Raw genomic sequence first — 21,940 nt, forward strand, 5'->3', positions numbered from 1 at the left:
GACTGTCCGGCCCCGCGCCGCGTTCTTTTGTTCATCTATTCCCGCGACTACATGAAACCGACCCTACTGGAATTTCATCGGCACCTTAGCCTCTACGCCCTGATCCTGATCGGAACGGTGGCCGGCTTGCCCCTCGTGGCTCAGCCGCTGAGCGGATCCTCCAACGTGGAGCAGTTACTAGCCGCCGCCGATTCCGCCCGCGTGTCCTACAACTGGAGCGTGGCCTTGGACAACTACGACAAAGTCTACGAAATCACCGAGGAGGAATACCTGCTGCCCCTGATGGCGGAGATGAATTACAATTTGCGCGACATCGCCTCCGGTATTCGGCTGTACACCCGCGCCTTCCGGCGCACCGAAGCGTCGGATACTACCTATAACCTCCACCGCTTTTACTTCGGTCGGATGCTCAAGATGGACGAGCAGTACGATGAGGCCGTCACCTATCTGCAAAACTTTCTGCAGCATAACCAGGATTCCGTGCTCGGCATCCTGGCGCGGCGGGAGATCGAAGGGGCGCAGTTGTACCGGGATGCTCCCGAGAACTTGGGTGAAGTAGAGGTCCAGTACCTCGACCGTAGCATCAACAGCGTGTGGAGCGAGTACTCCCCGGTGCTCTCTCCCGATGGAAACACCCTGTACTTCGCTACCGTGAAGGCCAGCAGCCCGGTGGAACTGGTAGACGCCAACGACGAAGATCGGTTCCTGCAGGTGTACAGCGTGACCCGCGATGAGGAGGGCGAGTGGGAACGCCCCGAAGTGCTGGGCAAAGAAGTGAACCGCCCCGGCGTCCATTCCGCGAACCCCAACGTTAGTGCCGACGGTCGCCGCCTGTACTACAACCGCATCCTGATGAACAGCAACCGCGTGGATCAGGCGAAAATCTACTACAGCGACGTCGACGATAATGGCTGGCGCAGCGGTAATCCCGTATCCGGCATCAACAGCGACGACTACCGCGCCCTTCAACCCGCCACCGGCGAACTGTTCGGTAGCGAAGTACTGTTCTTCGCGAGCGACATGGACGGTGGTTTTGGCGGTTATGACCTTTATTATGCTACCTACCAGGGCGACGGAAGCTATTCCTCCCCGGTCAATCTCGGTGAGCGGATTAACACCGTGGGCGACGACATGACGCCCTTCTACTTCGACGGCACCCTGTACTTCAGTACCGACGGCCTGCCGACCATGGGCGGTACCGACCTGTTCTACAGCGTCTGGAACGGAAGCGTGTGGAGCGAGCCCCAGAACATGGGCGTCGGCTTCAACAGCCCCACCGACGATCTGAGCCTGAGCGTTTACAACGAGGGCCGCACCGGCTTCATGACCAGCAATCGGCCGGGCGACGGGCGGTCGGTGAAGAGCCGCACCTGCTGCGACGATATCTACGCCTTCGAGATTCCCACCATCTTCGCCAACCTCGTCGTCGGGCTGTTCAATACCGAGCGCGAGCCACTGAACAACGGTACCATCGTGCTGCAGCCGATCCGCAACGGCCGTGACGTAGGCACCGGGGAGCAGAATACCCGCGACAACGGGAACCGCTTCGATTTCGGGCTTAACCTCGAGCAGGAGTACCGCGTCGTGGCCAGCCACCCGGGCTACTTTCCCGATACCGTGGAGTTGAGTACGCTGGGGTTGGAGGAAAGTAAGAGTTTTGAGCAGGTGTTCTTCCTGCGGGTGGATCCTTCGACCATACCCGTTTACGATACCATCGCGATCGAGGAGTCCATCGCCCTGGAAAATATCCTGTACGACCTGGATAAGTCGAACATCCGACCGGATGCCGAGGGCGATCTCCGGGCTCTGACCGAGATCATGAACGAATACCCGGATATGGTGATCGAGCTAAGCTCCCACACCGACTTCCGCGGCAACGACGACTACAACGAAGGCCTCAGCCGCCGCCGCGCCGACGCCGCCCGCCGGTGGCTCATCAGCCAGGGAGGTATCGAAGCCGCGCGCATCAAATTCCAGGGTTACGGAGAAACCCAGCCGCAGGTCATCTCCGAGCGACTGGCCCAGCGCACCGGCGCCTTTGACCAGGGAGATACCCTCACCGAAGCCTACATCAATGCCCTGCCGTCCAACGAGCTGAAGGAGCTGGCGCACCAGCTTAACCGTCGGACGGAATTCAAGGTCCTGGAAGGCCCTACGGAAATCATCATCCGCCGCGACATCATCGAGCGGGCCATCGAAGGTCCCCAGCGGAACGCCGAGCCACAGGGAGACGAGGGCCCCCAGGGCGCGATCTATCCGCTGGATTCCATCAGTGATATGAGTACGCTCTACGGAAAACCGGCCGAGGAAGTACGCGAGCTACCCATCCTGGTCTTCGACCGCCGGCAGGTGGATCTGGGTTCCGTTACCAAGGGCGATAAGCCCACTTTTACCTACGAATTCACCAACCGCGGTGAGGTGCCCGCCCAGATCATGCTGATCCAGGCCTGTGAGTGCACTACCGTCGAGCACGATAACAGTAAGGTGTACGGCCCCGGTGAGCGCGGTAGCATTCAGGTGACTTTCGACAGCACCGAAAAGGAGGCTCCCGAAACGCTGGGCATCGACATTTTCCTCGAGCAGAGCGATAAGGACGGCCGACCGGTTATCGAGCTGGTGGAGTACAGTTTCGAGATCGGGGAATGACCGCCGGCCTCGTCCATAATCGCTGGGTCGCCGGCTACCTGGACGCCTGGAGGCGGTACGGTGATTTCAGCGGGCGGGCCACTTTCTTCGCTTACCTGACCTTTTTTGTCCCCAACCTGGCGATCGGCATATTGCTACAATTCCTCGAGGGCTTGGGGGGCGGCGGTTTTTTTAGTTTCGTGGTGGTTTGCTACGCGCTGGCGGCACTGCTGCCGGGGGTGGCGGTGACGGTGCGGTTGGTGCGGGGAGTGTTTGGGCGGGGGTAGGGTGACGTGGTCGCTGCGCGACTTTAGGGGAAACACAAAGGTGGCCTGGAGATGGTTTTAAGTGGGTCGTCGCTGCGCGACTAAAGAGGGAAACACGGAGGTGCCACGGAGTACCCACAGAGGTGCCACAGAGAGATGTGCATACTGATGTGACCTTGTCGCTGCGCGACTAAAGAGGGAAACACGGAGGTGCCACGGAGTACGCACAGAGGTGCCACAGAGAGATGAGCATACTGATTTGACGTGATCGCTGCGCGGCTTTAGGGGAAACACAGAGGTGCCACGGAGTACGCACAGAGGTGCCACGGAGAGATGCGCATACTGATGTGACCTTGTCGCTGCGCGGCTTTAGGGGAAATACATAGTTGCCACGGGGTACACACAGAGGTGCCACAGAGAGATGAGCATACTGATGTGACGTGATCGCTGCGCGACAAGGGGAAACACAGCCTTGGCACAGAGGTACTATAGAGTTGATTAGGGCAGAATTAATGCTAGGAAAAGGCAATGAATGTAGGGGAGAGCCCCTCGGTGGCACCTCTGTGCATCCCTCCGTGAAGCGCGAAGCGCCCGCTGTGTTTAACCCCCCAACGAGCCGCAGGCGAGCACGGCAGACCAGAAAATCCGAGTATATCCGTGCCCAAAATCTGCGGACATCCGTGTTGAGCCCTCCCAGCCGAAGGCAGTGCACCCCTCGGTGGCACCTCTGTGCATCCCTCCGTGAAGCGCGCAGCGCCCGCTGTGTTTAACCCAAACGAGCCGCAGGCGAGCAACCCAGGACAGAAAAATCCGAGTATATCCCTGCCCAAAATCTGCGGATATCCGTGTTGAGCCCTTCCCAGCCGAAGGCAAAGAAAGCTACGCGCAGCGCCCACCACAACGAGCCGCAGGCGAGCAACCAAAAAAAGCAATGACAAGTCGAGGGCAACCAACAAAACCGGCAAGCACTGCCCAATGGGCAATAAGAAATTCCCCCACCTTCCAACTTCGTACCTCAGACTTTAGACATTATACTTCTACAAGCCCGCGGCCGCCGAGATCTCCAGCATCCGGTCGATGCTCTTCACCCCCTTTTCGATCACCCACTCCGGAAGCTTGATCTCCGGCTGCTCGTACTCCATGCAGAGGTAGAGCTTCTCCATGGTATTGCGCTTCATGTGGGGGCACTCGTTACAGGCGCAGGTATTATTGGGGGGGGCGGGGTAGAATTGCTTGCCGGGATTCGATTTCTCCATCTGGTGGATGATGCCCGGCTCGGTGGCCACGATGAATTCGTTGTAGCCACTATCCCGGGTGAAGCGGAGCAGGCTGGAAGTAGAGCCCACGTGGTCGGCGATGTCCAGGATGTGGGCCTCGCATTCGGGGTGGGCGATAAAGGCAGCCTCGGGGTGGGCGATCTTCAGTTTGGTTACCTTTTCGTGGCTGAAGATCTCGTGGACCATGCAGCTGCCGTTCCACAGCACCATGTCCCGCCCGGTTTCCTTTACCAGCCAGCGACCGAGGTTGACGTCGGGGGCGAAAATGATGGGTTGATCCCGGGGGATGGAATCGATGATGTGTCGGGCATTGGTGCTCGTGCAGCAAATGTCGGTGAGCGTTTTGAGCTCGGCCGTGCAGTTGATATAGCTGACGACGATGTGGTCCGGGTACTTTTCCTTGAACTTGGCGAAGACCGGGGCGGGGCAGGAGTCTGCCAGGCTACAACCGGCTTTCAGGTCGGGAAGCAGGACTTTCTTCTGGGGGCTGAGCATCTTGGCCGTCTCCGCCATAAAGTGGACACCGGCAAAGACGATGATGTCCGCATCCGTGCTGGCGGCTTGCTGGCTCAACCCGAGGCTGTCGCCGATGTAGTCGGCAATATCCTGGATCTCGCTTTCCTGGTAGTAGTGGGCCAGAATGACCGCGTTGCGCTCCTTCTTCAGGCGATTAATTTCCGCCGCCAGGTCGAGCGTCGGGTCAACATCCAGGTCCAGGAAGCCGCGGCGCTTCAGGTTTTGGGTAGCGAGATCGATTTCGGCAGACATATATCGTTGTTTTACGGTAAGGCCTATATAACGGGGAAAAAGCGGATAAGTTGCTTAGCTTCGATTTTAAACTAAGTACCGTACCCGCGCTCCGCCGCCATAATGTCCTACATTCGCTGGCCACAAACCTACTCCTCTATGGCTACCTTCAATTGGGCTATTCTGGGCCTTGGCAATATTGCCCGCAAATTTGCCGAAGACCTCCAACGCATCGATGACGCCAAGCTGGTTGCGGTCGGATCGCGGTCGCTGGAAAGAGCACGGGCCTTTGCCGAGGACTTCGGGGCCGAACACGCCGCCGGCACCTACGAAGCGGCCTTCGACGGGCCGAAGATCGACGCCGTCTACATCGCTACGCCGCATACCGGCCACCGGGAGCTGACGCTGAGGTGCCTGGAGCGGGGCATCCCGGTGCTCTGCGAGAAACCATTGGGACTGAACCTGAACGAAGTGGAAAGCATGGTGGCGGCGGCGCGCGGGAGCAATACCTACCTTATGGAAGCACTGTGGTCCTGCTTTATTCCTTCCATCGTGGAGATGAAGGAACTCGTAGACCGGGGGGGGATCGGTACGCTGGAGGGGGTTCGTGCCGACTTCGGTTTTCGCGGGCAGCCACGGGATGACTTCGACCGGGACCGGCTCTACAATCCGGCCCTCGGTGGGGGAGCCCTGCTCGACATCGGTATTTATCCGGTCTGGCTGGCCCAGTTCCTGTTCGGCGTGCCGGATGAAATTCATGCCACGGCCCGGCTCACCGATCTCGGGGCGGACATCGACACCCAGGTGACCCTCAAGTATCCCGGAGGGCGGTTGGCGCATTGCTACTCGACGCTGCTCGGCGAAACGAAAACGGACGCCCTGCTGCTGGGTACCGAGGGGGAATTGCACATTCACGGCCGGTTCCACCACGCACAGGGCTTCAGCGTCCTTCGGGGAACGGACGAGCCGCCCGAGAATCACTACCGCAGCTACGAAGGCAACGGCTACCAGTTCGAAGCCATGGCCGTTATGGAAGACGTGCGGGCCGGCCGCAAGGAGTCCACCCGCTGGTCATTAGACGATAGCCTGCTCCTGCACCGCACCCTGACCCGCGTCAGGGAACTGATCGGCGTACGGTACCCCGGGGAGTAGCGAAAGCTGAGCTTATAGTGAGGCAATGACGATCAACGCGCCGATGGTGCCGACGATGCCAAGGATCAAACCGGCCACTGCCAAACCCTTCAACGGAAGCCCCTCGCGGCGGGCTTTCCCGAGTCCGATAGCGCTGAACACCACGGCCAGGGGACCGAGAATGACGCCGAACACGAAGAGGCCGACTACCCCGCACACGAAACCGGCCACCGCCATACCGTTGCCCTGACTGACTTCGCCCTGGGCGGAGTCGGCCCGGCGGGACTGGCGCTTGGCAATACCGAGGGCGATACGCTCCCGGAAGGTCAGTTTGCGACCGAGGCTAGCTTCGACGTCGTGGCGGTCGAGGGAGGCCGTCGGTAAAGCCTCCACGGCAACCGGTGCCGGTACACCGATGGCCGCGGGTACGGACAGGGGGAGCAGGAAGAGTAGGAAATAGCACAAATAAGTTAGGGCGTGCTTCATCTATAGGGGTAATTAGGTGGGAATGTTTATTCGCCACAGCTAACTCCACGTGGCGGCGGGATAGTATGGGTTCCGTTTAATTAAGAGGCGACCTACCTTCGCCGCGTGCAACGGCTACCTACGGTCCGGGACTTTCTCACCTTGCTCGGACTCAGCCTGATCTGGGGCACCAGCTACATCCTGATCAAGTGGGGACTGGAGGTATTCTCCGCCCGGCAGATCGCGGTGCTCCGGCTCGGGATATCCGCCCTGGCGTTGGCCCCCTTTGCCATTACTCACCTGCGGCGAATCCGGGTCCGGCAATTGCCGGTACTCGTACTGGTGGGGCTTACCGGCACCGCTATCCCTTCCTTCTTGTTTCCCATCGCCCAGACCCGGCTCAGCAGCAGCCTGACCGGTATGTTGAGCAGCCTGACGCCGTTGTGCACCTTTCTGGTGGCCTGGCTGATTTTCCGCAACCGCCCCGCCCGCAACCAGGTAGTCGGCATCGCGGTAGGGCTGGCGGGGGCTGTACTGTTGGCCTACGTAGCCCCCGGCGGGGGGGAACAAACCAACCAACTGGTTTATGCGGCCCTGGTGCTGGGGGCGTGCCTCTGCTACGGAACCTCCGCCAATCTCGTCGGGAACTGTTTTCAGCGGCTCCCGTCCCTGACCATTACCGTTGTGAGTTTCTTTCTGGTGGGATTACCTGCCCTGGTGTACGCCGTTACGTTCGGTGGGATACCGGAGACGGTGGGGGAGGCCGGCGCCCGGGGATGGGAGGCCTTGGGGTACGTTACGTTGCTTGCCGTGGGCAGTACGGTACTGGCGAGTTTCGTATTTTTTCGGCTGATACAGGGCACCGGAGCGGTGTTTGCGAGTACGGTATCTTACCTCATTCCGGTGGTTGCGCTGATGTGGGGACTCGTGGACGGGGAAGCGTTTGCCTTGCTACAATTGCCGGCCATCGCTTTGGTGTTGATAGGTATATTTCTCAGCAAGCGTAACTAACGGGACATATCGTCAATCGGAGATTACCGATCTTGTGGGGTAGAGAGCATCTGAGGAAAAAATTTGTTCCATCACGGATGCACCGGCTTTTGCCTAAGTAAGATGTATGAGGCTACTGTTACTCTTTATTTTTTTCATAACCCCATTCCTGGTCAAGGCGGGCCCGGGCGACAGCGTGTATATCGATGAAGTATTGCTCATCGGGCATAAGAAGACGCGGCCCCGGGTAATTTTTCGGGAGATGACGTTCGGGCGAGGCCAGCAAATTGCACGGGAAGAATTGTCATTAGAGATCGACCGGAGCTACAATAACCTGATGAATACCGGACTTTTCGCTAGCGTGGATATCGCCTACGATACCGCGAGCGCGGAGATGGGGAGCACGGTGATCCTGGTTAATATGCGCGAAAGCTGGTACATCTATCCCGTGCCGGAATTCGAGTTGGCCGATCGCAACTTCAACGTGTGGTGGAACGAACAAGAGCGGTCACTGGATCGGGTCAATATCGGAGGGAAACTGACCCATTACAACGTTACCGGCCAGCGCGACCGGCTTAAGGTAGGCTTCACCACGGGCTACACCCGTTCGATGGAGGCTTCGTACGGGTTTCCTTACCTCAACAAGGCAGGGTCCATTGGTATGAGCGTTGGGTTCAGCTATCAGCGGCGGCGGGAGCAAAATTACCTGACCCGCAACAACCGGCAGGAGTTCTATTCCGATCCGAACACCTTCGTGTATCGCCGCTCTTCCGCCCAGGTTTCAGTAAGCTACCGTAGGAAAATCTACCTTTCTCATTCTTTCGGGATCGGTTGGCAAGAGTCCCAGATAGCCGATACGATAGCCGAGCTGCTGAACCCGGAATTTTACGGAGACGGTCGCCAGTCGCAGCGGTACTTCCGCATTAGCTACGATATGAGTAACGACCGGCGGGATATCCGGAACTACCCCTGGAAGGGAACTTTGTTGCGGGCAGGAATCAGTAAGGACGGACTCGGCATTTACGGCGAGCGGGACGGACTGGAAGTGCACGCCGACTATCAGAAATTTATCCCTTTTTGGAAGCATTACTCGTTTAACTACGCCCTGGCGGGAAAGTATAGCCTGATTCGGACCCAGCAGCCCTTTCTGGAAAACCGGGCCATCGGGTTTGGGAGTAACGGCCTGATCGGCTATCAATTTTACGTAGTCGACGGGCTGGACATGATGATCTGGCGGCTGGGGTTACGGCGCGAGCTCTTCAAGACCAAGCTCGATCTGGGCAAGCTCGTTTTTATCGACGCTTTTCGCTACGTACCGATCCGAATGGCGGTTTCCTTACAGTTCAACCAGGGATTTGCCAACGCTCCCTTCGTGGACGATTCTAACCGGCTCAACAACAACCTGCTCACCGGTTTCGGGGCCGGGTTGGACGTTATCCTTTATTACGACATGGTCGGTGGCGTCCAGTACAACCGCAATCACCTCGGGGAGGACGGGGTATACCTCAACCTGAACATGAGCTTTTAAGGGGGCGATTTTCCCTGTGACAGTCGGTATAGGAGCATGGCCAGTCATATACTTTCCTTGCCAAGTCCGATGAAGGAGATGGGGCTTTGAACGAATACCCAGATCTGGGTATGTGGCAAAATTCCTGATTCGGATTGGGTATATCCCTTCAACCGACCGGGATTAGATTAGCAGGGCATTTTATCCGAACAACGGCGGAGCGCTCGTAACTTTGAGGAAGTAGCAGCGGATTGCCCGGTAGGGTAAGGCCCCGCCCATGCCGCTCCTTCACCGTGTCACCGTCCTCCCTATCCGACCAACAGTTTTTTACCTCTACCGCGAAAATGATGATGAGGATTGCCGTTAATACGCGCTTTTTGCAATCGGGGGAATTGGAGGGGATAGGCTATTTCACCCAGGAGGTATGTGAGCGGCTGCCCGACCTGCTCCCCGATGCCCGCTTTTTATTCTGTTTTGACCGCCCCTACGATCCCCGGTATACCCGCCATGAACGCGTGGAGGGGATGCGGGTATTTCCGCCCGCGCGGGATCCGATATTGTGGGATATGTGGTTCGAGTATTTTCTGCCGCGTGCCGCCAGAACCTGGCGGGCCGACGTGCTGCTGCATTTAGACGGATATTGTTCGCTCCGTACTTCCATTCCGCAGGTGATGGTCATTCACGATATCGCGCACGTCCACTATCCCGCGGTAATCCCGAAACGGGTTTTTCGGTATTACCAGAAAAGGGTTCCCGCATTTCTCAAAAAAGCGGAACGGGTTATTACGGTATCGGAATACATTAAACAAGACATCCTTCGAGAATATGGCTTGCCAGTCGATAAAATCGGGGTAGCGGGGAATGGAGTTAAAGCATTTTTTCTTCCCCTGAGTGCGGAAGAAAAGGCTGGGGTGCGTATGCGCTACAGCGGTGGGCGCCCGTACTTTTTTTACCTCGGAGCGGTGCATCCGCGCAAGAACGTCGAACGACTCATACAAGCCTATACCCGCTTCCGCGAGCTTGGCGGTGCCGATCATCCCCTGCTGCTTGGCGGTCGACTGGCCTGGCAGACGAAACGCGTGCGTATGGCCCATCGGACCAGTCCGTACAACGGAGATATTACCTTTTTGGGGTATCGCCCGGAGCGGGAGATCGCCGAACTGCTAGGTAGTTCGTTGGCGTTGGTCTATCCGAGCTTGAGTGAAGGGTTTGGAGTGCCTTTACTGGAAGCTATGCACGCCGAAGTACCCATCCTTACCAGCAACCGGACCAGCCTGCCCGAAGTGGGCGGGAGGGCGGCTTACTACGTCGATCCCGAAAACGTGGATGCTATTGCCGGTGGACTAATGGAAATCGCCGTCAATGCCGGGCTGCGGGAAAGGCTCGTCGAGGCGGGACGCGAGCGGCGAGGAGCGTACAGCTGGGACAATACCGCCAACACCATATCCGATGCGGTGAAGCAGCTGTATCCTTCCCAAAGGATTTTAAAGCGGTAGCCCGAAGCAAAGGTGGGGGCGGCCGGCTAATATTTTGTAACCTTGCGAACGGGGGCGTTCTAATACTAAGGCAAGACGGCATATGCAGGTAGTCATTTACAGTCAGGTGTTTAAGGAAACGGACCGGGAGCACGTGCAGGAGTTTTTCGATCTGCTGGCGGACGAAAACTTTTCGACCTATGTATACGGTCCTTACTTGGAGCAGATTCGGCCCCACATCCGCTTCAAACGAGACGTCGGCGTTTTCGAAAGCCACCTCGATTTCCGGATCAAGAAATTCGATATGCTCATCACCCTGGGCGGTGACGGTACGATACTGAGTGCTATTCTGATGATTAAGGATAGCCAGATACCGGTACTGGGAATAAATCTCGGCCGCCTGGGATTTCTCGCCCGGGTCGAAAAGGCGAAAATGGCGGATGCCCTGCGCCAGTTAGCCAGGGGGCGCTTTGAAACGGAGAAGCGTGACATGCTGTACCTGGAAAGTAACCTTCCGGTATTCGGTGATACGCCCTACGGCCTAAACGACTTTACCTTGCTGAAGCGGGATACCAGTTCGATGATTACCATACATACCTACATCAACGGGGCATACCTCAATAGTTACTGGGCGGATGGAATCATCGTTTCCACGCCGACCGGTAGCACGGGCTATAGTCTAAGTTGCGGCGGTCCCATCATTTTTCCGGGGAGTGGCAATTTCGTCGTGACGCCGGTGGCTCCCCATAATCTGAATGTCCGCCCTATCGTGATTAGTGACGACGCCGTGATATCGTTTCAAATAGAGGGGAGGGCAGATAATTTCCTTTCTACCCTGGATAGCCGCTTCGAAACCGTGACCGCGGTACATGAACTGGCCGTTCGGAAAAATGATTTCGGCATTCATTTGGTTAAGCTGCCGGATATCACCTTCATGGATACCTTGCGCGGCAAGCTTAATTGGGGGGAAGATCGCCGCAATCATTAGTGTACCTGAACGGGTAAAGGGGCAATATTCAACTGGCCAGAGCCGGCTAGCGAGACCGGTGCCCGGTCTTGAAGTTCGTTACCGTTTGCTCCCTGCCAGGCATCCTAATCGGAGTATAAAGCAATTTCGGGGGGCAATGATACTTATTACCGTGAATTAAAATTATATATTTAGCCCCGGGAACAAACTTTGCAAATAAATACTTGTATTTCTTAGTTCAGTACGCAGGACATTTCTATCGATTGAGTGCCTACTGACTACCGAAATTTTATTTATCTGCCTTGCTGGCAGCGGATTAGCCAGGCGGCTTTATTCAAACCAACCGCCGACGAAATCCATTCACTCAAATTATTATTAAATGGCAAGTTTAAAGAAAGAGCTTAAAGGCGTAATGGAACGCTTTGATGCCGCACAGGAAGCATTTCTGGCCGATGCAAACAAGGCGAAAAAGCAAAAGAAGAAGTTCAAGAAGGCTAAGGCTAAAATCAAAAGCCTCGAGCAGCAAGTAGCCAGTCTGGAACAAGAGCTGAAAGTGGCACGCGAAACCACAGAAACCGGGAACGCCCAGCCATCCACCGAGGGAAATACCCGCCGGGCCAAACGTTCGGAGAAGGCTCCCAAGAGCGCCAGCGCCCGCAAGGGACGGTCGAGTAAGTCCGAAACGGAGGCATCCCAAGTGGAGATCGCCGAAGCCGTGTCCGATGCCCCCGAGTCGGTGAGCGAAGCCGCCGCCGAAAAAGCTACTACTCCGAAACCCCGTCGGGGCCGTCCGCGGAAAAGCAGCGCTACCGCCGCCAAAGCGGGCGGGCGTAAAAAAGCAACGGCTACGGCCAAGAGCACTACTGGCACCAAGACGAAGACCACGCGCCGCCGCGGCCGTCCGTCCACCAAACCGACCCCCAGTGTGCTGACCGAAATCAGTGGTGTGGGTGTTACCATGGCTAAGCATTTCGAAGAAGCCGGGGTTACGACGATCAATCAATTCTCGAAGCTATCCGACGATAAAATGAAGGAAGTCCTGGAGAAGTGTGGCCCCCGCTACCGGAACGCGGATAGTGAAAAGATGGAATCCTACCGGGAGAACGCCCGGGCGGCCATGAGCTAGCCGAGAGCCGCCTCCTTTCAAAAAGAAAACCGCCATTCCGAAGGGAATGGCGGTTTTTTAATGCCCTGGATGTAAGAGGGAATTACTTCGCGGCTTGGTAACGGCGGTTTACTTCCTCCCAGTTGACCAGATTAAAGAACGCGTCCACGTAGTCGGTGCGGCGGTTCTGATAATTCAGGTAGTAGGCATGTTCCCAGACGTCGATGCCCAGGATGGGGGTGCCTTTTTCGTCGACTACGTCCATTAGCGGATTGTCCTGATTCGCCGTAGCGGTGACGGCCAGTTCGCCGTTATTCTTGACGATGAGCCAGGCCCATCCGGAGCCGAACTGTCCGGCGGCGGCGGTAGAGAACTTTTCCTTGAACGAATCGTAGCTTCCGAAGGCTTTGTTGATGGCGTCGCTTAGTGCGCCACTGGGCTTTCCACCGCCGTTCGGGCTGAGGATGGTCCAGAACAAATTGTGGTTGTAGTAGCCCCCACCGTTGTTGCGGACTCCGGCACCGGCGGATCCGACCTTGGCGAGAATTTCCTCGATCTTCTTGTCGGCCATATCGGTACCTTCCAGCGCGGCATTCAATTTCGTGGTGTATCCCGCGTGGTGCTTGTCGTGGTGGATTTCCATTGTACGGGCATCGATGTGAGGTTCCAGTGCATTGGAGGCGTAGGGGAGGTCGGGTAACGTAAACATAGTGTGGTATTAAATTAATTAAATAAATGGCCCCATTTTAGGGACGGACGTTCACCGGGAACGTCTTGCTTTGAGAACGTGATAAGGTGGTCAGGGTTGACTATCCGTAGCAGGATCCGGGGCGGGCGTTTGATCTCCTGTTCTTTGCGGGAACACCTAGGATTGGGGGGCGTAACCCAATCCACCTAGCCGACGCTTAGGTGTCGGTTACGTTTCGGTTCGCGGCGACTGCCTGGCAGGGCCTTGGGAGGAAGGTAGCGGCGGCCGAAATCTTCACAGCGGAGCCGAAGGCGATCACCGAAGCTAAATCGCTTCGTGCCGGGTGTACCCGGCAGCGTACTGTGGAGTGGCCAGCCGCTCGGATGAATAATACTGCGGTACCAATGATTTCCCGGCGTGATGAAGCTATATCGTGAACAGAAAGTAGAGGACGAGGTAGGTCAACGTCACCCAGAATCCCATTCTGATAAAATCGCGCTTCATGCTATTCGTTATTGCTGGTATCGACAACACCAGTTACGTTTTGAAACCAGGCGGGAGGTAGGCAGGTTCGGCCGCGATCCTCGCTCAAACCCCGAATTATCTTCCCGGGGGTGGTAACCGGGGAGATTCCCAGGCTCCGTACCTTTGATCCTATGGCTTCCCCAACAACTAAATACATCTGCATTCACGGTCACTTCTACCAGCCCCCACGGGAAAACGCCTGGCTCGAAACGATCGAGATCCAGGATAGCGCGGCTCCCTACCACGACTGGAACGAGCGGATCAATGAGGAATGCTATGCCCCGAACGCCACCGCGCGGGTGCTGAACAACGAGCAGTTGATACAGGATATCTCGAACAACTACGCCCGCATCAGCTGGAACATGGGTCCCACGCTGTTATCCTGGCTGGAGGAACACGATCCTGCCACCTACCGGAGGGTACTCGATGCCGACCAGGCTAGTCAGCGGATGTTCGGGGGGCACGGCTCGGCCCTGGCCCAGAGCTACAATCACATTATCATGCCGCTGGCGAATGCCCGCGATCAGCAGACGCAGATCAAGTGGGGGATCGCCGATTTCGAGCACCGCTTCGGTCGGGCACCGGAAGGAATGTGGCTGGCCGAAACCGCCGTGAGTACCGATGTGTTGGAGGCCCTGGTCGACAACGGAATTACCTATACCGTTCTGGCCCCGCGCCAGTGTAAAGCCATCCGTCCGACGTCAGCCGGTGAATGGCGGGAAGTGAATGGCGGCGTCGATCCCCGCCGGGCCTATAGCTGTAGGTTGCCGAGTGGGCGAACCATCTCCCTCTTCTTTTACGACGGTAACGTTGCCAAAGCCGTAGCCTTCGAAGGCTTACTGAACGACGGTCGGTTTCTCGCGGATAAGCTGATGAATAGCCTCGATGCCAGCGACGAGGTTCAGCTAGCTCACATTGCGACGGACGGCGAGAGCTATGGCCACCACCACGCGAAAGGAGAAATGGCCCTCGCTGCCTGCCTGGATGCCATCGACCGCAATCCCGATTTCCGCCTGACGAACTACGGGGAATTCCTCGAGCTCCACCCGCCAAGCTGGGAGGCGACCATCCACGAAAACAGTTCCTGGTCCTGCGTACACGGGGTAGAACGGTGGCGTAGCGACTGCGGCTGCGAAACCGGTGGCGGGCCGGGCTGGCACCAACGCTGGCGCGCACCGTTGCGGGACGCCCTGGACGAGGTGCGCGACCGGCTGATCAAGGTATTCGAACGGGAAGCGGGTGAGCTCTTTACCGACTGCTGGGAAGTCCGGGACGCATACATTCGCCTCGTACTCGACCGGTCTCCCGGCCGCTCCGAAGCCTTCCTCAGCGACTGGTCCGTGAGCAGCACCATTACCCCCGAGCGCAAGATTCGCATGCTGCGCTTGCTGGAAATGCAGCGCCACGCCATGTTGATGTACACCAGTTGTGCCTGGTTCTTCAATGAGGTTACCGGTATTGAAACGCTACAGGTACTGCAGTACGCCAACCGGGCCATCCACCTCTGCGAAGTACTTACCGGAACGAACTATCACCCCGATTTTCTGGCACGGCTGGAAAAGGTGGAAAGCAACGTCCATCCGAACGCCGCCGTGGCCTACCGCGATAGCGTCATGCCGGCGCGCATCGGCCTGGTCCGGGTAGGCATGCACTTTGCCGCGTCCAGCGTTTTTGAAGAGCGCCCGGAGGAGTTGAAGCTCTTCAACTACCGCAGTCAGATCCACGATCTGAAACAACTGCGCGCGGGCGTGTTCCGACTGAGCATCGGGCGAATGACGATCATGTCCGGCATTACCAACAGTTACTCGAAGTTCAGTTTCGCGGTGCTCTACCTCGGGCAGCAGACCATGATCGGGGAGATTCGCCAGGATATGGACAAGGCGGACTACCAGGCCGTCTTACCCGAGCTGGAGGAGCAATTTCGGGTAGGCCACGTAACGGAGGTCATCAATCTCATGAAGGACCACTTCGGCGGGCAAAGCTTTTCCATCTGGCACCTTTTCCGCGACGAGAAGCGGAAGATCCTGCTGGAGATGACCGACCGCACCCTCCGGATCGCCTCGAAGAGTTTCTCCGACGTGTACTACACCAATTACCAGTTGATGAGTACCATGCGGGTGAACGACCTGCCGCTGCCGGACAGCTACCTGGCCGCCATTAACTTCACCATGCACCGCAGGCTGTTTGACCTGCTTAGCGGACCCTGCACACCCGATGTCTCCAGGTTGCACCGGATCGTAACGGAGTTCATTCACTGGCACCACGACTGGAAGGACACGGCCCGCCTGCACAACGCCGCCGAACACTACGTGCATACCCTGGTTGCCCAGGCGTTTCACGAGCCGGATCTCTGGTCGTGGGGGCTGGAGGTCGTCACCTCCCTACGAACCATGAAACTGACGCCCAACTTCTACCGGGCCCAAACCGTGTTCTTGGAAGAATGGTCCGCCACCTACGCTGCCGCCCTCACCGCTGATCAGTTGGAAAACGGACTGAGCGTGGCGCGGGAGCTGGAACTTCTGGTAGGTTCCATAAAGAATGAGGCACCGGAGGCGGAAGCGGTGGTTAACCCTTAGAGACGGCCAATGTAGGGGGGCTTCCGCTTACGGTTATGGGATATACCACCCCGATGAATGGCGGTCAATTCGCCTGCGGCACGTAGTCGGACCGGGTAAGTGATATATTACCGACCTATTCGGCACGAATTTGCCGGCTTGTACAACGCTCCTATATGCTACCCCTTACGAACGACCTAGTATTTTTTGACCTCGAGGCCACCGGGCTGAATGTGATCACCGACCGCATCGTCCAGATTGCCATGATCAAACTGTTCGCCGACGGTCGGGAGGCGCAGGAGCTGGAAATGAAAATCGACCCAACGGTACCGGTGAGCGCCGAGGCGGCCGCCATCCACGGGCTTACGAACGAGGCCCTGAAGGGAGAGCCGACCTTCCCATCCGTTGCCAAAACGCTGTTCGACTTCATCGGAGACGCCGACTTGGCCGGTTACAATTCCAATCGGTACGACGTTCCCCTGCTGCAGGAAGAATTCTTCCGGGCCGGATTCTATTTGGATACCAGCAGTCGCCGACTGATCGATGCCCAGCACATTTTCTACCAGATGGAACCCCGCACGCTCACCGCGGCCCTGAAATTTTACGCCGGTAAGGAAATGACGGGAGCCCACGATGCACTGGCCGACGTGCGGGCTACCGTGGACGTATTCAAAGGCCAGCTCGAACGCTACGCCGGCACGTCGTTCAACAAGGAAGACGGCACCGAAATCACGCCCTTTTCGGATATGGATGCCATTGCGGACTTCTGTAAAGACGATCGATTCCTGGACGCCACCCGCCGGTTAAAGCGCGGACCCGACGGTCAGCCCCTATTCAACTTCGGAAAGCACGCGGGCAAAGCGGTCGCCGACGTATTCGAGCGCGAACCCAGTTACCTGAAGTGGATTCTGGATAAGGATTTCAGCACGGAGGTAAAAGCGCTGGTTCGGGCGATCGACGAGCAACGTAGAAAGCGGTAACAGCCGGCGCGGCGCGGCACGGCTAGCTGCAGAAAAAAGGTGCAGGGGCCCGGGGGCGGCTAGTTTTCCTTATCGAAACCGGAACCGTGACCATAGCCGCCTTTGCTCTGGTCCACGTGTTTAAGGTCGTCGTCGTCATCATCGTCCTTGGAGACATCCTTTTTGGGTGTGGACGACGGCTTTTTGTCCTTACCTCCACCGTCTGCGAGCACCGGGCCATGGGTTTTGGCATCGAAGAAGCGGTAATGGGAGGGCTTTCGGTTGAAATGCATGGTCGAGGGGCTTTGGTGTTCCCCCTTAACCGGGATTGCCGATAGCAGGTTCGCTCGGCTTCTCGCGAGGTTCCTTGCACCCGCGCTCCGTCGCCAGGACAATTCGGTGGTAGGGTAGGCGGGTAGTACGCTGCGGAATAGCGATCAGCGAACTACCCGGCTGGCGAAGGCCGGTAACTTCCGACCTAATTGAAGACGAAGCGATCAACTACCGTGCTAAAAAACGGCGAAGCCGGTACAAAAGTGGGCCCAGTAGGATTTGAACCTACGACCAACGGATTATGAGTCCGCTGCTCTAACCACTGAGCTATGGGCCCGAAGCGGCGCAAAGATAGCTTGCTATCCGTAGAGCTCCAAAATTACCTGCTCCTCGCGGTAGCCCATTTTCAGTAGGCGGGCACGGGCTTCGTCGACCATCTGGCTCCAGCCGCAGAGGTAGAAGCGTACGTCGGGGCGGGGCTCCGCGTAGTCGCGTTCGTACAGCTGGTGGACGTAGCCGTCGGCGACTTCGAAAGTCGGGGCTTCGGTGGGGCGTTCGCGACTAAGGGCCACGCTGTAGGTGAAGTGGGGAAACTCCTCGGCGAGCCGTTCGAATTCTTCCCGGTAGAGGATATCGGCGGGCGTGCGGGAGCCGTAGATCAGGTGAAAGTGGCGGGTCTCGTGGGGCAGCCGCTGCAGCAGCATCGACCGAAAGGGGGCCACTCCCGTGCCGGTACAGACCATGACGACGTCATACTCCAGCGGCCGGTCCGGTAGGGTGAAAACGCCCCCGGGTTCCTTGGTCATCACCCGGGTGCCGGGTTCGGCCTCCTCGAAGAGGTAGGCCGTTCCCTTACCACCGGGTAGCTGGACGATGCAGAGTTCCGCCTCGTTTGATTCATTGGGCGGGGAGGCGATGGAATAGCTCCGCCACCGCTCCCGCCGCCGCTCGCTGATGGGCAGGTCAAGGGTGAGAAACTGGCCCGGTTGGAATTCCAGCTTCTCGCGGTCGGGCAGGGCTACCCAAAAACTACGCACGGTCGGGCTGCGCTGCTCGATGCGGTTAATGACGGCTTCCTTCCACTTGCTCATAGTACTAGGTCGTTGTAGGGGATAACCGTCGCGTACCCCCGCTCGTTGAAGTACGCGTGGGTCTTTTCCAGGGGCTGTTCCGTGAGTGCCCAGACGAAGTCGCCGCCCCAGGCTCCGAGGCTCTTGATCTCGCCGTCGAAGTCACTGAATAGCTCCTCCCGTACCGGCGTGAGGCCGAGCACGTCGGCCACCAGACGTTCGTAGCCGGTAGCCACGCGGGCGGCGGCGCGCAGGTGAGCGGACTGTAGGAACAGTCGGGCGTCCTGGTTGGCTTCCCACAGCATTTCCTCGTCGATGTCGGACGAGTGGTACAGTTCCAGGGCTTTCCGGCTGTTCTGTTTCCGGTTGCGGTGCACGAAGCAGGTCGTGGCCAGCCAGTCGGGTGACCAATCCCATTCGGTGATTTTCGGCTCGGTGCCGTGGCGCTGGTAGAGCAGGGGCGCGTCGGCCTCGGCGCAGGCCAGGTCATAGCCGCTGCCGCCGAAGGTGCGTTCGAGCAGGGCGTAGGGATTCACCCCCAGGTGCTCGGCCAGGAAGCTGACCAGGGTGGAGCTACTGCCCAGGCCCCAGTCGGCGGGAAATTCCAGCTCGCACACGACCCGGCTGCCGGACAGGACGTCGGTGCTGCCGGGGCGCAGCTCCTCCGCCGCGTGAAAGAGTTGCAGTAACCGATCCCGGACCGGCTCGTCCGGGGGTTGCGGCTGCCGCCGGGCGTCGCGGGGGATGACCAATCGCCCGGTTTCGGAGCCCGTATGATCGATCATGACCCACTGCAGGTCGGTGGTCTCGGCTCCCGGCTGGCGGGTTACGGTGAATCGCTGTCCCAGGCGGGTAGGTACGGCCAGGGCGGTGGCGCCATCGAGCACGAAGTACTCGCCAATGAGTAGGAGCTTGCCGTGCTTGTAGTAGACTGTTTCGGACATGGGGCAAAAGTAAAAGGCCACCCCGTATGTACGGAGTGGCCTTTGTCAGAAGGTATCGCGGACGAATTAGTTTTCGTCGTCCTCGTCTTCGTTGTTGAGCTGTTCGCGTAGTTGCTCGAAGGCGCTGAGATCACCGAGCGTAGAGCGCTCGTTGCTGGCGTTGGTCTGCTTGACCGCCTTGCGAGTGTACTGCTGCTCTTCGCGGCGTTCGCGCACGACCGTATCCTTGGCCTCGCGACGGATGTCGTTTACGTAGCGGCTGTGGCTGACCATGAGCTTCTTCTGATCGCGGTCGAACTCGATGACCTTCACGGTCAGGGTCTCGTCCACTTCAGCGATGCTGCCGTCTTCCTTGCGCATCAGTTTGATCGGCGCGTAAGCCTCCAGGCCGTAGGGCATCTGCACGATGGCGCCGCGGTCGTCCTTGCGGAGTACGGTCGCCTCGTGGTAGCTGCCTTCCGGGAAGACCGACTCGAAGCTGTCCCAGGGGTTTTCCTCGAGTTGCTTGTGGCCGAGCGACATCTTGCGGTTGTGGTCGTCTACTTCCAGTACGGTGACGTCGATTTCATCGCCAACCTTGGTGAACTCGCTCGGGTGACCGAAGCGCTTGGTCCAGCTGAGGTCGCTGATGTGAATCATGCCGCCGATGCCGTCGTTAAGCTCGACGAATACACCGTAGGGGGTAAGGTTCTTGACCTTTCCGGTGTGCTTGGAGCCCACGGAGAAGTTTTCGAAGATGTTGTCCCACGGATCCTGCTGCAGTTGCTTGATCGACAGGGACATCTTGCGATCGTCGCGATCGATGGTGACCACCTTGGCGTTGCGGGTTTCACCGACGGTGAAGTACTCGCGGGCGTTGATGGGCTGGTTGCTCCAGCTCACTTCGCTAACGTGTACCAGACCTTCTACGCCGGGCATGATCTCGAGGAAAGCGCCGTAGTCTTCGATGTTGACTACGCGGCCCTCGACGGTGCTGCCTTCGGTAACGTTGTCGTCCAGTACCTCCCAGGGGTGGGGCTGGAGTTGCTTGAGGCCGAGGCTGATCCGCTTCTTGTTCTCGTCGAAGTCGAGTACCGCCACGTTGACCTTCTGGTTGAGTTCCAGTACGTCGCTGGGGTGGTTGATGCGTCCCCAGCTGATGTCGGTGATGTAGAGGAGTCCGTCGACGCCACCCAGGTCGAGGAAGGCCCCGAAGTCGGTGATGTTCTTGACGATACCTTCCAGTACCTGACCGCGCTCGAGGCTGGCGATGATGGCTTCGCGCTGCTCGGCCAGGTCGCTTTCGATGAGGGCTTTGTGGGAAACGACGGCGTTCTTGATCGTCTCGTTGATCTTGACGACTTTGAATTCCATGGTCTTACCGACGTAGGCATCGTAGTCGACGATCGGCTTGATGTCGATCTGCGAGCCGGGTAGGAAGGTTTCCAGACCGCCGCAGTCGGCGATGAGGCCGCCCTTCGTCTTGCTGATCACCTTACCGTTGATGACGGTGCCGTTGGTGTACGAATCGCGAATGCGGTCCCAGGCACGGAGCAGCTTGGCCTTGCGGCGGCTGAGCACGAGCTGTCCCTTTTCGTCTTCCTGCTGCTCGACGTATACTTCGACGGTGCTGCCGACTTCTACGTTCTGGTCGCGGAATTCGCTGAGGGGAAGGAGGCCGTCGCTCTTGTAGTTCAGGTCGAGGATAACGTCGCCGTCGATGATGGCCGACACCTTGGCCGACATGATCTCGGCTTCCTGGATGTTGGTCATCGAGGCCTCGTACTCCTTCTCCATGGCTTCGCGCTCGGAGGCAGAGTACCGGTTGTCGATCTTAGCGATGGCGTCCCAGGCGAAAGCATCGTGGGCGGCACCGGTGGCGCCGCTCTGGTCGGCCTCGTCGATTTCAACGGCTTCTTCCTTCACCTCTTCGGTGAGGGCTACGGAGACGCGGGTGGATTCTTTGCGGATTACCTTAGCTTTCCGTTCGGCTTCACTGTCGTCGTCATCCAGGCTGTCCTCGGCGTCGTCGTTGGCGCTGGCCACGTCGTCGTCGGTGGCTTGGCGGCCGGGCTTGATCTTCGACTGCGCCTCGGTGATCTCGGGCGTTACTTCCTCCTTGGTGGGAGTTGCTTGGTCTTCGATGGATTGTTTTGCCTCCGGCGTAATGGAATCCGTGGAGGTCTCTTCGGTGGTCCCGTCTTGCGGGTCCTTATCATCGTCTACTTGCATAGCGTGACAGGTTTAAAAGGTTAAAAATCTGAGCCAGCTTGCGGGGTGGCCGTTCCCCGCCCGTCGCCAGGGTATGGCTAAGGGAGCGCAAAGATACGGAAAAGATCGGTAGGGTGCTGGTTTGGCAAAGGCAATATTTTACCAGCCTCCGGCATGCTTA

General features: G+C 58.1%; 17 protein-coding genes and 1 tRNA gene. 10 read left to right on the forward strand and 8 right to left on the reverse strand.

All coding sequences use genetic code 11. From position 1 onward, the window contains the following. Positions 1-51: 51 nt before the first annotated feature. Positions 52-2,646 carry an OmpA family protein gene (locus CLV84_RS11810; RefSeq protein ID WP_104419997.1) on the forward strand — a complete coding sequence of 865 codons (2,595 nt, stop codon included), beginning with the start codon at positions 52-54 and terminating at the stop codon, positions 2,644-2,646. Continuing rightward, positions 2,643-2,912, forward strand: coding sequence for a DUF805 domain-containing protein (locus CLV84_RS11815; RefSeq protein WP_104419998.1), 270 nt, complete (start codon positions 2,643-2,645; stop codon positions 2,910-2,912). Before CLV84_RS11810 ends, CLV84_RS11815 begins: the two co-directional genes overlap by 4 nt. A gap of 1,016 nt (positions 2,913-3,928) precedes the next feature. Here the strand turns inward: CLV84_RS11815 and nadA are convergent. After that, the gene (gene nadA / locus CLV84_RS11820; protein WP_104419999.1) at positions 3,929-4,936 is read right to left on the reverse strand and encodes a quinolinate synthase NadA; all 1,008 of its coding nucleotides are present in this window, start codon (positions 4,934-4,936) and stop codon (positions 3,929-3,931) included. Positions 4,937-5,074: 138 nt separating this feature from the next. Between nadA and CLV84_RS11825 the strand changes: the two genes are divergently transcribed. Beyond that, complete coding sequence (locus CLV84_RS11825; protein ID WP_170067677.1) at positions 5,075-6,067, forward strand: Gfo/Idh/MocA family protein; 993 nt, start codon at positions 5,075-5,077, stop codon at positions 6,065-6,067. Between the two features lie 12 nt (positions 6,068-6,079). Here CLV84_RS11825 and CLV84_RS22000 read toward each other — a convergent pair whose 3' ends face one another. Then, positions 6,080-6,532 (reverse strand): DUF4190 domain-containing protein, encoded by a 453-nt coding sequence (locus CLV84_RS22000; protein ID WP_211295250.1) that lies wholly within the window; start codon positions 6,530-6,532, stop codon positions 6,080-6,082. A gap of 105 nt (positions 6,533-6,637) precedes the next feature. Here CLV84_RS22000 and CLV84_RS11835 point away from each other — a divergent pair, with 105 nt between their 5' ends. The 5 genes from CLV84_RS11835 (at position 6,638) to CLV84_RS11855 (ending at position 12,576) form a co-directional block, all read left to right on the forward strand. Further along, positions 6,638-7,522 (forward strand): DMT family transporter, encoded by an 885-nt coding sequence (locus CLV84_RS11835; protein WP_104420001.1) that lies wholly within the window; start codon positions 6,638-6,640, stop codon positions 7,520-7,522. Between the two features lie 106 nt (positions 7,523-7,628). Then, positions 7,629-9,029: a BamA/TamA family outer membrane protein gene (locus CLV84_RS11840; RefSeq protein ID WP_104420002.1), complete on the forward strand. Its 1,401-nt coding sequence runs from the start codon at positions 7,629-7,631 to the stop codon at positions 9,027-9,029. 323 nt (positions 9,030-9,352) lie between these two features. Then, positions 9,353-10,504, forward strand: coding sequence for a glycosyltransferase family 4 protein (locus CLV84_RS11845; RefSeq protein ID WP_104420003.1), 1,152 nt, complete (start codon positions 9,353-9,355; stop codon positions 10,502-10,504). A gap of 82 nt (positions 10,505-10,586) precedes the next feature. After that, a complete protein-coding gene (locus CLV84_RS11850) occupies positions 10,587-11,471 on the forward strand; it encodes an NAD kinase (protein ID WP_104420004.1) in 885 nt (294 codons plus the stop codon). Between the two features lie 358 nt (positions 11,472-11,829). Continuing rightward, on the forward strand, positions 11,830-12,576 hold the full coding sequence (locus CLV84_RS11855; protein WP_146088790.1) for a hypothetical protein: 747 nt from the start codon (positions 11,830-11,832) through the stop codon (positions 12,574-12,576). Between the two features lie 82 nt (positions 12,577-12,658). Here CLV84_RS11855 and CLV84_RS11860 read toward each other — a convergent pair whose 3' ends face one another. Beyond that, the gene (locus CLV84_RS11860) at positions 12,659-13,264 is read right to left on the reverse strand and encodes a superoxide dismutase (RefSeq protein WP_104420006.1); all 606 of its coding nucleotides are present in this window, start codon (positions 13,262-13,264) and stop codon (positions 12,659-12,661) included. Between the two features lie 635 nt (positions 13,265-13,899). On the opposite strand from CLV84_RS11860, the gene CLV84_RS11865 reads away from it, so the two are divergent. Continuing rightward, positions 13,900-16,344, forward strand: a complete 2,445-nt coding sequence (locus CLV84_RS11865; protein ID WP_104420007.1) for a DUF3536 domain-containing protein — start codon at positions 13,900-13,902, stop codon at positions 16,342-16,344. Positions 16,345-16,499: 155 nt separating this feature from the next. After that, positions 16,500-17,303, forward strand: coding sequence for a 3'-5' exonuclease (locus CLV84_RS11870; protein ID WP_104420008.1), 804 nt, complete (start codon positions 16,500-16,502; stop codon positions 17,301-17,303). Positions 17,304-17,362: 59 nt separating this feature from the next. Here CLV84_RS11870 and CLV84_RS11875 read toward each other — a convergent pair whose 3' ends face one another. The 5 genes from CLV84_RS11875 to rpsA all read right to left on the reverse strand — a co-directional run bounded on the left by CLV84_RS11875 (position 17,363) and on the right by rpsA (position 21,780). Further along, positions 17,363-17,575 carry a hypothetical protein gene (locus CLV84_RS11875; protein ID WP_104420009.1) on the reverse strand — a complete coding sequence of 71 codons (213 nt, stop codon included), beginning with the start codon at positions 17,573-17,575 and terminating at the stop codon, positions 17,363-17,365. Positions 17,576-17,819: 244 nt separating this feature from the next. Then, positions 17,820-17,892, reverse strand: a tRNA-Ile gene (locus CLV84_RS11880). Between the two features lie 22 nt (positions 17,893-17,914). Further along, on the reverse strand, positions 17,915-18,646 hold the full coding sequence (locus CLV84_RS11885) for a ferredoxin--NADP reductase (protein ID WP_104420010.1): 732 nt from the start codon (positions 18,644-18,646) through the stop codon (positions 17,915-17,917). After that, the gene (locus tag CLV84_RS11890) at positions 18,643-19,569 is read right to left on the reverse strand and encodes a GYDIA family GHMP kinase (protein WP_104420011.1); all 927 of its coding nucleotides are present in this window, start codon (positions 19,567-19,569) and stop codon (positions 18,643-18,645) included. The genes CLV84_RS11885 and CLV84_RS11890 overlap by 4 nt, the downstream gene beginning before the upstream one ends. A 66-nt stretch (positions 19,570-19,635) precedes the next feature. After that, positions 19,636-21,780: a 30S ribosomal protein S1 gene (gene rpsA, locus CLV84_RS11895; RefSeq protein WP_104420012.1), complete on the reverse strand. Its 2,145-nt coding sequence runs from the start codon at positions 21,778-21,780 to the stop codon at positions 19,636-19,638. Positions 21,781-21,940 lie beyond the last annotated feature (160 nt).

Source organism: Neolewinella xylanilytica, assembly GCF_002934605.1.
In the GTDB taxonomy this organism is placed as follows: domain Bacteria; phylum Bacteroidota; class Bacteroidia; order Chitinophagales; family Saprospiraceae; genus Neolewinella; species Neolewinella xylanilytica.